Origin of the sequence: Nonomuraea sp. NPDC005983 (assembly GCF_040614375.1) — a bacterium.
Classification (GTDB): domain Bacteria; phylum Actinomycetota; class Actinomycetes; order Streptosporangiales; family Streptosporangiaceae; genus Nonomuraea.
The window spans coordinates 1-11,731 of the sequence record NZ_JBEXUP010000212.1 but is presented as its reverse complement, the minus strand read 5'-3'; the positions used below and the strand labels follow the sequence as shown (position 1 = coordinate 11,731).

At 72.1% G+C, this 11,731-nt stretch carries 13 protein-coding genes and 1 pseudogene; 5 read left to right on the top strand and 9 right to left on the bottom strand.

Annotation, left to right across the window (positions count from 1 at the left end):
- From ABZ297_RS44155 to rimP, 4 genes are all read right to left on the bottom strand, one after another.
- A partial coding sequence (locus ABZ297_RS44155; RefSeq protein WP_355359683.1) for a translation initiation factor IF-2 N-terminal domain-containing protein occupies positions 1-916 on the bottom strand: 916 nt, incomplete at its 3' end.
- A gap of 112 nt (positions 917-1,028) precedes the next feature.
- Positions 1,029-1,340 (bottom strand): YlxR family protein, encoded by a 312-nt coding sequence (locus ABZ297_RS44150; RefSeq protein WP_355359680.1) that lies wholly within the window; start codon positions 1,338-1,340, stop codon positions 1,029-1,031.
- Positions 1,324-2,328, bottom strand: coding sequence for a transcription termination factor NusA (nusA, locus tag ABZ297_RS44145; RefSeq protein ID WP_355359677.1), 1,005 nt, complete (start codon positions 2,326-2,328; stop codon positions 1,324-1,326). The genes ABZ297_RS44150 and nusA overlap by 17 nt, the downstream gene beginning before the upstream one ends.
- Positions 2,329-2,339: 11 nt before the next feature.
- A complete protein-coding gene (gene rimP, locus ABZ297_RS44140) occupies positions 2,340-2,834 on the bottom strand; it encodes a ribosome maturation factor RimP (protein WP_355359674.1) in 495 nt (164 codons plus the stop codon).
- Between the two features lie 231 nt (positions 2,835-3,065).
- Between rimP and ABZ297_RS44135 the strand changes: the two genes are divergently transcribed.
- Together ABZ297_RS44135 and ABZ297_RS44130 are read left to right on the top strand one after the other, a co-directional pair.
- Positions 3,066-3,551, top strand: a complete 486-nt coding sequence (locus tag ABZ297_RS44135) for a hypothetical protein (RefSeq protein ID WP_355359671.1) — start codon at positions 3,066-3,068, stop codon at positions 3,549-3,551.
- A complete protein-coding gene (locus ABZ297_RS44130; protein WP_355359669.1) occupies positions 3,548-4,078 on the top strand; it encodes a ferritin-like domain-containing protein in 531 nt (176 codons plus the stop codon). Before ABZ297_RS44135 ends, ABZ297_RS44130 begins: the two co-directional genes overlap by 4 nt.
- Before the next feature lie 3 nt (positions 4,079-4,081).
- Here the strand turns inward: ABZ297_RS44130 and ABZ297_RS44125 are convergent, their stop codons facing one another.
- From ABZ297_RS44125 to ABZ297_RS44115, 3 genes are all read right to left on the bottom strand, one after another.
- Positions 4,082-5,125 (bottom strand): DUF5937 family protein, encoded by a 1,044-nt coding sequence (locus ABZ297_RS44125; protein ID WP_355359666.1) that lies wholly within the window; start codon positions 5,123-5,125, stop codon positions 4,082-4,084.
- 186 nt (positions 5,126-5,311) lie between these two features.
- A complete protein-coding gene (locus ABZ297_RS44120; RefSeq protein ID WP_355359663.1) occupies positions 5,312-7,054 on the bottom strand; it encodes a proline--tRNA ligase in 1,743 nt (580 codons plus the stop codon).
- A gap of 70 nt (positions 7,055-7,124) precedes the next feature.
- Positions 7,125-7,796: a hypothetical protein gene (locus ABZ297_RS44115; protein WP_355359660.1), complete on the bottom strand. Its 672-nt coding sequence runs from the start codon at positions 7,794-7,796 to the stop codon at positions 7,125-7,127.
- A gap of 124 nt (positions 7,797-7,920) precedes the next feature.
- On the opposite strand from ABZ297_RS44115, the gene ABZ297_RS44110 reads away from it, so the two are divergent.
- Positions 7,921-8,898: an acyl-CoA dehydrogenase family protein gene (locus ABZ297_RS44110; RefSeq protein WP_355359657.1), complete on the top strand. Its 978-nt coding sequence runs from the start codon at positions 7,921-7,923 to the stop codon at positions 8,896-8,898.
- Positions 8,899-8,925: 27 nt separating this feature from the next.
- Here the strand turns inward: ABZ297_RS44110 and ABZ297_RS44105 are convergent, their stop codons facing one another.
- A complete protein-coding gene (locus ABZ297_RS44105; protein ID WP_355359686.1) occupies positions 8,926-9,726 on the bottom strand; it encodes a putative protein N(5)-glutamine methyltransferase in 801 nt (266 codons plus the stop codon).
- A gap of 146 nt (positions 9,727-9,872) precedes the next feature.
- Positions 9,873-10,295 carry a hypothetical protein gene (locus ABZ297_RS44100; RefSeq protein ID WP_355359654.1) on the bottom strand — a complete coding sequence of 141 codons (423 nt, stop codon included), beginning with the start codon at positions 10,293-10,295 and terminating at the stop codon, positions 9,873-9,875.
- Between the two features lie 151 nt (positions 10,296-10,446).
- Here ABZ297_RS44100 and ABZ297_RS44095 point away from each other — a divergent pair, with 151 nt between their 5' ends.
- Positions 10,447-11,514 carry an LLM class flavin-dependent oxidoreductase gene (locus tag ABZ297_RS44095; RefSeq protein ID WP_355359651.1) on the top strand — a complete coding sequence of 356 codons (1,068 nt, stop codon included), beginning with the start codon at positions 10,447-10,449 and terminating at the stop codon, positions 11,512-11,514.
- A pseudogene (locus ABZ297_RS44090) lies at positions 11,514-11,731 on the top strand (hypothetical protein); the annotation flags it as partial. The gene ABZ297_RS44095 and the pseudogene ABZ297_RS44090, both read left to right, overlap by 1 nt.

Sequence of the window (11,731 nt, the reverse complement as noted above, 5' to 3'; positions counted from 1 at the left end):
CACCGGGACCGGCAGGACGGCCCTGCGGCATCATCATCGGGTTGGGACGCGGCCCACCAGGACGGGGACCACCGGCGCCGGGCCCGGGACGCGGACCGGCGGCACCGGGCGGACCCGGACGCGGACCGGGCGTGCCCGGCCGGGCGTCGCCGCCACGACTCTGCGGCGGACGCGGCCCAGCCCCCTCGCGCGGCGGGCCGTCACGGCGCTCACGCTGCCCGGGACCGCCACCGTCGCGGTTGCCACCGGGACGCGGCGGCCGGGACTGCCCCATGCCGCTGGCGTTGGACGAGAACGGGTTGTTGCCCGGACGCGGGCCACGCGGACCCGGCTTGGGCCCCGGACGAGGACCGCCACCGGCGGGAGCCCCGGGACGCGGAGCCGACGGGGTGCCGCCACCGGAGGGCGCGCCACCCGGACGGGGCGCGGGACCCGGCTTGGGACCCGGACGCGCGGCAGGCCCGGGACGCGGCCCCGGAGTGGGACGCGCGCCGCTCTCGAAACGGGCCTGCGGAGCCCCCGAGGTCGGCTCGCCACGAGCGGCCTCAGGCTGCTGAGGCGGCTGCTGCTGAGGCACCTGCGGGCGCGGAGCGCTCACGGGGCCAGGACGCGGACCGGGCTTGGGACCCGGGCGCGGTGCTTGGGGGATCGGCGCCGCTTCGGCGCCGTTGCCGGCCTGACTCTCGGCCGGCCGGGGCGCAGCCCTTGGCGGCTGCGGCTTGGACGACGAACCGCCGCCCCTGGAGGGCCCACCCTTCGATGCGCCCAGAGCTTCGGTGAGCCTGCGGACCACCGGCGCCTCGATGGTCGAGGACGCCGAGCGGACGAACTCTCCCATCTCCTGGAGCTTGGCCATGACGACCTTGCTCTCTACGCCGAACTCCTTAGCGAGCTCGTATACCCGGACCTTCGCCACTGCACTCCCTTACTCGGCCCGGGAGGCTGGCTGTGCCGTCCGGACCGTCGTTACGTTGACGTCTTCATCGCCGCGTGCTCATCAGGCGCTCATAGCAATCTGACTCCGCCCATCAACTCGGCGTCCTACATGACATGTGGTTCTCCTCTTCCAGGTGCGCCCGCACGCGCGAGACGTCAAGCGGCCCCGGCACGCGGAACGCGCGCGGAAACGCTCGGCGACGCTCGGCAAGCTCCAGACAGCTCATGGACGGGTGCAGCGATGCACCGCGCCCGCTGAGTCGTCCGCGCAGGTCAGGGATCACCTGATCCTCGACCCGCACCAGGCGGAGCAGCTCGGACTTAGCCGTGCGAACCCTGCAGCCCACACAGGTGCGCTGTGGGGCCGCGTGGCCACCATATTCCAGACTACCGTGTCGACGCATCTACGGAACCGGCGGGATCCTCGGCCTGGGTGTCAGGACGGATGTCGATCCGCCACCCGGTGAGCCTGGCGGCGAGCCGCGCGTTCTGCCCTTCCTTGCCGATGGCCAGGGAGAGCTGGTAGTCGGGCACGGTCACCCGCGCGACCCGGCCCTCGAGATCGAGAACCTCAACATGGGAAACACGCGCCGGCGACAAGGCATTCCCCACGAACTCGGCGGGATCCTCCGACCAGTCGATGATGTCGATCTTCTCACCGTGCAGTTCTGTCATCACGTTGCGGACCCGCGAGCCCATCGGGCCGATGCACGCGCCCTTGGCGTTGACGCCGGCCTTGCGGGACCTGACCGCGATCTTCGTGCGGTGACCCGCCTCACGCGCCACCGCGGCGATCTCCACGGTGCCGTCGGCGATCTCGGGCACCTCCAGCGCGAACAGCTTCTTGACCAGCCCCGGGTGGGTACGCGACAGCGTGACCGAGGGCCCCTTGTGCCCCTTCTTCACCTGCACCACGTAGACGCGGATGCGCTCGCCGTGGGCGTACTCCTCGCCGGGCACCTGCTCGTTGTGCGGCAGCACGGCCTCGATCTTGCCGAGATCGACCAGCACGACGCGGGGATCCTTGCCCTGCTGGATGACACCGGAGACCAGCTCGCCCTCGCGGCTGGCGAACTCGCCGAAGTTGATCTCGTCCTCGGCGTCGCGGAGCTGCTGCAGGATGACCTGCTTGGCGGTGGTGGCGGCGATCCGGCTGAAGTTGCCCGGGGTGTCGTCGTACTCCCTGACGACCTCGCCGTCCTCGTCGAGCTCGGCCGCCCAGATCATGACGTGACCGCTGGTCCTGTCGAGCTCTGCGCGGGCCTTCTGGGCGGCACCGTCAGTGCGGAAGTAGGCGATCAGCAGCGCATCCTCGATCGCCTTCACGACCAGGTCGAAGGAGATGTCCTTCTCCCGCTCCAGGCTGCGCAGGACGCTCATGTCGATGTCCACGAGGCTCCCCCTTAGCCTTCGTCGCCGTCGACGTCGGTGTCGTCGTCGAAGCGGCGGAACTCCACCTGTACCCGTCCGCGGGTCAGGTCCTGATAGTCGAGTGTGCGGACGGCGCCGTCGACGTCGAGCTCGACGGCGCTGTCGTCGGCGGAGCGCACCCGGCCCTCTACCACGGTGCCGTCTTCCAGCTCGGCCTTCACCAGCCGCCTGGCCGCGCGCCTCCAGTGGCGCGGCTCGGTCAGCGGGCGGTCGACGCCCGGTGAGGAGACCTCGAGCGTGTAGGCCGCCTGACCCATCACGTCGTCCTCGTCAAGGGCCGTGGACACGGCCTGGCTCACCTCGGCCACGTCGTCGAGGCTCACGCCTCCGTCGCGGTCGACGATCACGCGCAGCAACCGGCGCTTGCCGGCCTGGGTGATCGTGACGTCCTCCAGATCGAGGCCCTCCGCGCCGACGACGGGCTCAAGGAGCTTCATCAGGTGGTCGCGGGGTGATGCGCTGCCCATATCGACCTCCCCTATTGTCATGTCTCAGCCGGGCGGACCTCGCCACGGGCTCTCCCGCCGCCTGACCGTTCAGCCAGCGACGACAGTTGACACCCTATCTGTACGGAGGCACGCGAAGAGCGCCACTCGGCGCGGTCGAACGCCGAGCGTCGCCTGACGGCCTGTGCGGGCCCGAGCCCTTACGATGCTATCTGCGCTATCTGCGTTCCGTATCACTGGAGGTCCTCGCTCGTGCGCCCGCGTTCCCTCACCCGGCGAGCCGTGCTGGCGGGCGGAGCGGCCGCCGCGGCGGTCACGGCCTGCAGCACCTCAGGCGCCCCGCGGCCCTCTCCCGTCACGGAGCAACCGGAGCAGGTCCTGCTGCGCACGCTGATCGCCGACAAGGAGCGCACGGTCGCGCTGTACTCCTCGCTGGTCGCGGCGGGCCACGACACGCTCGCCCCGTTCCGCGACCGTCACCAGGCCCACCTGGACGAACTCCGCAAGCACCGCCGCCCGGCGACGTCCTCCGCGAAGCCCACGACCCCGGCCCCCTCGCAGCCCACCCCCACCGCCACCCCGAAGATGTCCCTCCCCAAACTCCGCGACCTCGAGCGCAGGTCGGCGGCCCAGAGAACCCGCCAGCTCGCCGACGCCTCCCCCGCCCTCGCGCAGCTGATCGCCAGCATCGGCGCCTGCGAGGCGGCCCACGCCCTGGCCCTGCCGAGGTCGCTGTGAGCGCCGCCGACATGCGGACGCCCGGAGACGCCGCCGTGAGCGCCGACGCCACGCGGGTGCCGGGAGACACCGTCGTGAGCGCCGACGCCGCGCGGGTGCCCGCAAACGCCGGCGACGTCGAGAAGCTCGGCAAGGCGCTGTCCGCCGAGCACGCGGCGGTGTTCGCGTACGGGCTGATCGGCGCCCGCACCACGGGTGCGCTCCGCGCCAGGGTCACCACCGCGTTCGACGCCCACCGGGCCCGCCGCGACCAGCTCCGCACCCTGCTCACCTCGCGCGGCGCCAGGCCCGCGGAGCCCGCCGCCTCCTACGCCCTCCCGCTGATCCCCTCCACGGCGAGCCAGGCGATCACCCTGGCGGTCCACGTGGAGACCGGTGTCACCGCCGCCTACCTGGAACTGGCCGCGGCCCAGGATCTGACCCTGCGCAAGTACGCGGCCCTGGCCATGCAGGAGTCGGCCGGGAGGTCGTACGCCTTCCAGCCCAAGATCACCACGGCGTTCCCCGGGATGCCCGGGGGCGCCTGACGATCAGCGGTAGAGCACCGCCAGCAGGTCGGAGCCGAGCCGCTCGATCGCCTCGGCGTCGAGCTGGTAGTAGACCACCGATCCCCGCCGATGGACGTGCACCAGCTGGGCCTCCCTGAGCTTGCGCAGGTGCCTGGACACCTGTGGCGCGGTCAGGCCGAGCTGGGTGGCGAGTTCGGCCGTGGCCACCGGGTTGCGCAGGATGGCGTAGCAGAGCTTGAGCCTGGTCGGGTCCTGCAGCACGGCCAGGCGGTGCCGCGCGGTCTCCAGTGACGGCCCGGCCGAGGTGCCCACGCCGTACTGGATGACGACGGGGTAGCCCGGATAGTGCTTGACGACCAGATGCGGCCGTCCGTGCAGGGTGGGCACGAGCAGGCACGGCCGGTCGGCGTCGATGCGGGCGGTGGCGTTGTAGAGCTTGTCCAGGACGATCCGGCGCCGGTCGACGGCCCTGGCCGCGGGGAAGTCGGCGATCACCATCGCGCCGCGCTGGTCGAGCGCCCGTTCGCGGACCGCGGCCTCGGCCGCGAGGGCCGCACGCAGCGCGGGCCACTCCGCGTCGAACGCCGCGGCGGCGAACGCCTCCAGGAAGGCGGTCAGTTCCCGCCTGAAGCCCTGCGGGTCGTCGTACAACCGGGTGCCCAGCTCCACTCTGCTGGAGGAGATCAGCCTCAGCCGCTGCAGCACGTTCTCGCCGATCCCGGCGCCGTTCTTGCCGATGAGCGCCTGCAGGGTCATCGCCGTGAAGTCGTCGATCGGCAGCGCCTCGATCTCGGCCAGCTCGCCGGCGAGCGACCTGGCTCGCCCAGGCGACAGCGGCAGCAGGTACCGGGCCCGGAAGGCGCTCCACAGCGGTGCCCACGCGGTCGCCCTGGCCAGGAGGTCCTCGTCGACGCCCGTGTGTGCCCTGGCCACCCAGCGCGCCGCGGCGGGGTGGTGACCTGGCTCGTCGAGCGCGTGCAGGCTGGCGCAGAGCTCGGCGAGGGGTGAGACGCCGACGGTGATCGAGTTCGAGTCGGGGGAGGGCAGGAGGAGCGTGACGGGCACCCTGCACGTTACCGCGTTGGCGTCAATCTTCTTGTCCGCGACGGGATATATGTCCAGGCTGTGGCGCCTGCCGGGTCGGCCCCGCGCTGCTGCGCCGCCAGGATCGCGCTGCCCGCGGCCGTGGACTGACGCCACACGGCTCGACGGGCCTGTACGGCGGGCGCCCCGCCGTACAGGCCCGTGTGGCTAGGAGCAGGCGGCGACGATGCGGTCGGCGGCCTCGGCGAGCGGGATCTCCTCCTTGGAGCCCGACACCCTGTCGCGCAGCTCCACGACGCCCGAGGCCAGGCCGCGGCCGATGACGAGGATGGTGGGCAGGCCCAGGAGCTCGGCGTCCTTGAACTTGACGCCCGGCGACACTCCCGCGCGGTCGTCGACCAGGACGCGGAGGCCGCGCGACTCCAGCTCGCCGGCCAGTTCCAGGGCCACCTCGATCTGGTTCTCCTTGCCGGTGCCGACGATGTGCACGTCGGCGGGGGCCACCTCGCGCGGCCACACCAGGCCGAGCTGGTCGTGCAGCTGCTCGGCGATGACCGCCACGGCACGTGACACGCCGATGCCGTACGAGCCCATCGTGATGCGGATCGGCTTGCCGTCGGGGCCGAGCGCGTCGAGCCCGGCGGCGTCGGCGTACTTGCGGCCGAGCTGGAAGATGTGGCCGATCTCGATGCCGCGGTCGATCGACAGCGGGGAGCCGCAGCGGGGGCAGGGGTCTCCGGCGCGCACCTCGGCGGCCTCGATCGTGCCGTCGGGGACGAAGTCGCGCCCGGCCACCACGTTGGCGGCGTGCCTGCCCGGCTCGTTGGCGCCCGTGACCCAGGAGGTGCCGGTGACGACGCGGGGGTCGACCAGGTAGCGGATGCCGAGGTCGCGCAGGACCTGCGGGCCGATGTAGCCGCGCACCAGGCCGGGGTGCTTGGCGAAGTCTTCGGCCTCGAAGATGGCGGGCTCGCCGGGGGCGAGCGCCGCCTCCAGGCGCTTGAAGTCGACCTCGCGGTCGCCGGGCACGCCGATGACCAGCGTCTCGACCTTGTCGGACCCGGGGGTGACGACCTTGACGACGACGTTCTTGAGCGTGTCGGCGGCGGTGATCGACAGCCCGTGGTGCTCGTTGACGTACGACACCAGGGTCTCGATGGTGGGCGTGCCGGGGGTGTCGAGGACCTTCTGCGGCTCCAGGCCGTCGAGGGAGCGGACGGCGGGCGCCGTGGTGGTGACGGCCTCGGCGTTGGCCGCGTAGCCGCAGGAGTGGCAGGCGACGAAGGTGTCCTCGCCGGTGGGGGTCGGCGCGAGGAACTCCTCCGAGGCCGAGCCGCCCATCGCACCCGACGTGGCGAACACGATCTTGTAGTTGACGCCGAGCCGGTCGAAGGTGCGGATGTAGGTGTCGCGGTGCTGCTCGTAGGAGTGCTTGAGGCCGTCGTCGTCGAGGTCGAAGGAGTAGGAGTCCTTCATGACGAACTCGCGCCCGCGCAGGATGCCCGCCCTGGGCCTGGCCTCGTCGCGGTACTTGGTCTGGATCTGGTAGAGCGTGACCGGGTAGTCCTTGTACGAGGAGTACTCGCCCTTGACCATGTCGGTGAAGAGCTCCTCGTGCGTGGGGCCGAGGAGGTAGTCGACGCCCTTGCGGTCGTGGAGGCGGAAGAGCAGGTCGCCGTACTCCGTCCAGCGGCCGGTGGCCTCGTAGTACTCGCGGGGCAGCAGGGCGGGGAAGAGCACCTCCTGGCCGCCCATCCGGTTCATCTCCTCGCGGACGATGCGGGCGACGTTCTCCAGCACCAGCTTGCCGAGGGGCAGCCACGAGTAGATGCCGGGCGCGACCCGCCGGACGTAACCGGCGCGGACCAGGAGCTTGTGGCTCGGCACTTCCGCGTCTGCCGGGTCGTCCCGCAGGGTGCGAAGAAACAACGACGACATGCGCAGCAACACGGCTACTCCTTGCTCGAGCCCGGATGTGAGGATTACAGGCTATCGACTCGGGGCGACCTGTCGCGCGGCGTTATCCCTTGACGGGGAGCCATCCGGCCAGCACAGCCGCCAGGCCGACGGCGAACAGGCTCGCACAGCCGATCGACAGGAAGAGCGCGCGGGCCCGGCCGCGGGTGTCGCGGCGCAACGCGATCACCGTGGCGAGCGAGAGGGCGCCGACCACCATGGCGGGGCCCGGCCAGAACGCCCGCTCGGTGTCGATGAAGCCGGGCGTCGCGCGGTCGATCACGTCCACCAGCAGCGCGGCTCCGACGGCCCCTGCCGCGAGGTCTCCCCAGCGGTCCGCCCTGCGGGTCACGTTCCCGAGCAGGCCGAGGCCGACCAGCATGGCGAGCGTCCAGTTCAGCCCGGCGGCGCTGCCGCCGACGACGTCGAAGGCCAGGTCGCCGCGCAGCGCGCTGCCGCCCATGGCCGCGACCAGCGTCGACACGGCCGCCAGGAACGTGGTCAGCAGCGCCCAGCCGAAGCCCGACGCGCTCACTCCCACGGCCACCGCCAGCGCCAGATAGGCGTAGGGGTCGTAAAGCTGCCCGAGCCAGCCCGGGCCCTTGCCGGAGATGAGCATGCCTGCGAGGCCGACGACCAGTCCTCCTACAAAGGCCACCAGCACATGACGTTCTATGCCGCGCTGTCGCCGGTCGTATTCGGCGAAGTCGGCATATTCGATTGCGGTCTCGTCCATCTCCATCCCAGGTCATCCATCCCCCGTGAACCTCTGGAGATGGCCATGCCCAGATTATGTGGCCCTACAGAAAAGGCAAATTCCGGTTAACCATATTTAAGTTGAACAATCGCTTGGTTAAGCTATGGCGGTGGATCACACCGAGGAATTACGCGCCGTTGTCCGCGCTTATCTCGCCGACCGGCCCGGCGCGCCGTGGCAGGCGTTCGCCCGGGAGCTGGGGGTCGCCGGGCTGGCCGTCCCCGAGCGGTACGGCGGAGCGGGATGCGGCCCGGCCGAAACGGGGGTGGTGGCCGAGGAACTGGGCAGGGCCCTGTCGCCGCACCCCTACCTGCAGACGGCCGTGCTGGCCGTCGAGGCGGTCAAGGCGGGCGGGGACGAAGCGGCCATGTCCCGGCTGCTGCCCGCGCTGGCCGAGGGGGCGGTGACCGCGACCGTGGTGCTGCCCGGCGACGGTGAGCTGCGGCTGGAGTCGGGACGGCTCACCGGGCGGGTGCCGTACGCGCTGGAGGGCGAGGTGGTGCTCGTCTACGTCGAGGGCCGACTGGTGGAGGCGGCGCCGTCGGGGCACGTCCCGTACCGGACGGTGGACGAGAGCAGGCCGCTGGCGGAGCTGGTCTTCGACGGCGTCCCGGTGCGGCGGGCCGGCGACGGGCGGGGCTGGGAACGGGTGCGCGACCTCGGCGTCGCCGCCCTGGCGGCCGAGCAGGTGGGCGGGGCGCAGCGGTGCCTGGAGATGGCCACCGAGCACGCCAAGCAGCGGCGCCAGTTCGGCCGCCCGATCGGGTCGTTCCAGGCGATCAAGCACAAGCTGGCGGACGTCCTGCTGCTCGTGGAGTCGGCCAGGTCGGCGGCCCTGGCGGCGCACCGCTCGGCGGCGCACGCGGCGGTCGCGGGCTCGTACTGCACGGAGGCGTACCTGACGGCGTCCGGCGAGAACATCCAGGTGCACGGTGGGATCGGAGTGACGTGGGAGCACCCGGCACACCGCTACCTCAAGCGGGCCGGCTCGGACGCGCAGCTGTTCGGCCCGCCCCAGGCGCACCGCGCCCGCCTGGCCGCGACCGTGCTGGAGGGAGCCGCGCTGGAGGGGGCCGGCTGAACCGTCCCCCTCCAAGGCCCCGCGCGCTCAGGTGGCGGGTCTGGTTCCGATGACGACCGTGGCGTACAGCTCGTCGGAGGTCGCGACCGTCGCGGTCAGGCCGTCGCCGGTGACGATCTCGACGGCCTGCGACACCTGGCGCTCACTGGTCTCGAACAGCAGGTGGCCGCCGGGCGCCAGCCATCGGGACGCTTCGGCGGTCACCCGGCGCAGGACGTCGAGCCCGTCCGCGCCGCCGTCGAGCGCCACCAGCGCCTCGTGGACGCGGGCCTCCGGCGGCAGCAGGCCGACCTCCCCGGTGGGCACGTAGGGCACGTTGGCGAGCAGGACGTCGACGCGGCCCAGCAGCGTGGCGGGCAACGGCTCGTACAGGTCGCCCTCGTGGGCGTGGCCACCGACGTCGGCGAGGTTGCGGCGGGCGCACCGCACCGCGGCCGGGTCGATGTCGGCGGCGTGCAGCTCGACCCGCCCCAGGGAGGCGGCCAGCGCGACACCCAGCGCCCCCGAGCCGCAGCACAGATCGACGACCACCGCCCCAGTCGGCTCACCGGCCAGGGCGGCGGCCCGTTGGACGAGGAACTCGGTGCGGCGGCGGGGGACGAAGACCCCGGGGTCCACGGCGATGCGCAGCCCGCAGAACTGCGCCCAGCCGAGGACGTGTTCGAGGGGCAGGCCGGCGACACGCCGTTCCACCATGGCGGCGAGGTCGTCGGAGGTCTGCGCCGTGGACAGGAGCAGCCGCGCCTCGTCCTCGGCGAAGACGCAGCCGGCGGCCCGGAGCCTGGCGACGATGGCGGACGGGGAGAGCGAAGAGGGGGAGATCGACACGGGGAAGCCTTTCGGGATGCCGTCGGGCGCCCCCACGGCCCCTATGTCGAGGAGACCTCAGGTGAGAGCACCCAGCCTGCTACAGCGGTAATGGGTCTCACCTCCTAGGTCGTCAGCGACATGCGGCGGTAACAGTACCAGAGCGCCTAGCCGCCCAGCAGTTCCTCCCAGGGCTGGCGGGCGTTGGTGCGGCGGGTGGTGTCGAGGGCCTCGGCGAGCCGCCAGAAACCGGGGCGCGCGCGTACCCGCGCCCTGCCCATGGGGTCGATGGCGCGCAGTTCGAAGCGGACCCCCATGACGTCGAGGACGGCCGAGGCGCTGCCACCGGGCCCGACGGGGGTGGCGAGGGAGCGGTCGGGCTCGCCCGCCTGCTCGACGAGGAGGGCCGCGACCTCGGAGGCGTAGGGCCCGTCGCGCCACTCGATGTGCCAGGACTGGTCGGCGCCGCACCACCAGGTCAGGTCGCGGCAGGTCTCGATGAACTCGGCCTCGGTCGCCAGCGCGGCCATCACCCGCCCGAGCGCCTCGTACCGGCGTGCGCTGGTGGGCGAGAGTTCGTCGTCCCCCATAGCAGGGAGCGTGCCATCTTTCGGCCGCCGCGGCGCGTGCTTTCGCCTCACGAGCATCCACTCTGATCGCGTACGCGCCCTTCCCGCAAGACCTGGGCGCTGATACGCTCTCCCAAGCGAGCGCTTGGTTCATCAACTTGCCGGAGGCGCGATGACGTCCCTACGGATCAGCCTGGGATACGAGCTGGAGGTTCGCGGGCGAACCCGCGAGGTCGAACGACAGGCGTTCCAGAACGTGATCGACCAGGTGGTGCTCGGCGACAGGCTGGGCTTCGACACGGCCTGGTTCGTCGAGCACCACTTCACCCGCGGCTTCTCCCACTCCTCCGCTCCCGACCTGGTGCTCGCCGCCATCTCCCAGCGCACCGAGCGCATCCACCTGGGGCTCGGCGTGGTGCTCCTGCCGTTCCAGTCCCCGATCAGGACGGCCGAGCGCATCGCCACGCTCGACGTCCTCAGCGGCGGACGGGTGGAGTTCGGCACCGGCAGGGGCGCGTCCCCGCTGGAGTACCAGGCCTTCCAGCGACCGTTCGAGAAGTCGCGGCAGATCTGGGAGGACTCCCTGGAGGCCACGCTCGCCATCTGGGAGGCCGACGGCGAGCCGATCAGCCGCTCCAACGAGTTCTTCGAGATCCCGGACGTGGCGGTCTACCCGCGTCCGGTGCAGGAGCCGCACCCGCCGGTCTGGGTGGCCTCCACGTCCCTGGAGGGCTACCTGGCCGCCGCCAGGCACGGTTACAACCTGCTCGGCATGACCATGCTGAAGGGCATCGACGACGTGGCGGCCGACATCGCCCAGTACCGCGACTGCCTGGCGGCCAGCGGCTTCGACCCGGCCACCAGGCGGATCGCGCTGATGATCCCCTGGTACGTCGCCCCCACCAGGGACGAGGCCACCGCGACGGCCGCCGACGCCGTCCTGTGGTACATCCGCCGCCAGGTCAACCTGGTCACCCCGCCCGACTACTACGACGCCCGCCACGCCACCCACCGGGTGCTCGGCCAGCTGGCGGCCGGGCTGCCGCCGGAGGAGTCGATGGCCACGCTGCGCGAGCACCTGATGGTCGTGGTGGACGACGTGGAGGGCTCCCGCAAGGCGCTCGCGCGCATCGCGGAGGCGGGCGCCACGGATCTGATCATCCAGGCGCAGGTGGGCGGCCTGGCGCACGAGCGGGTGTGCGAGTCGATGAAGCTGTTCATGACCGAGGTGACGGCGTGATGGCTCGCTGGCTGACCCGTGACGATCTGGGCGCGGTCGGCGGCTCGGCCGCCGGGCTGCTGCTCGTCTCCCCCGACGCCGCCAGCGTCTTCCCGATGGGCCCCGAGGACCGCGCGGTCGCGGCGGAGCTCACGCGCTCGGCGCTGCGCGCGGCGCGCGTCGGCGAGCGGGACCGGGTCGTGGTGGCGCTGGCCGAACCGGCGGGCGCGCTCTGGGC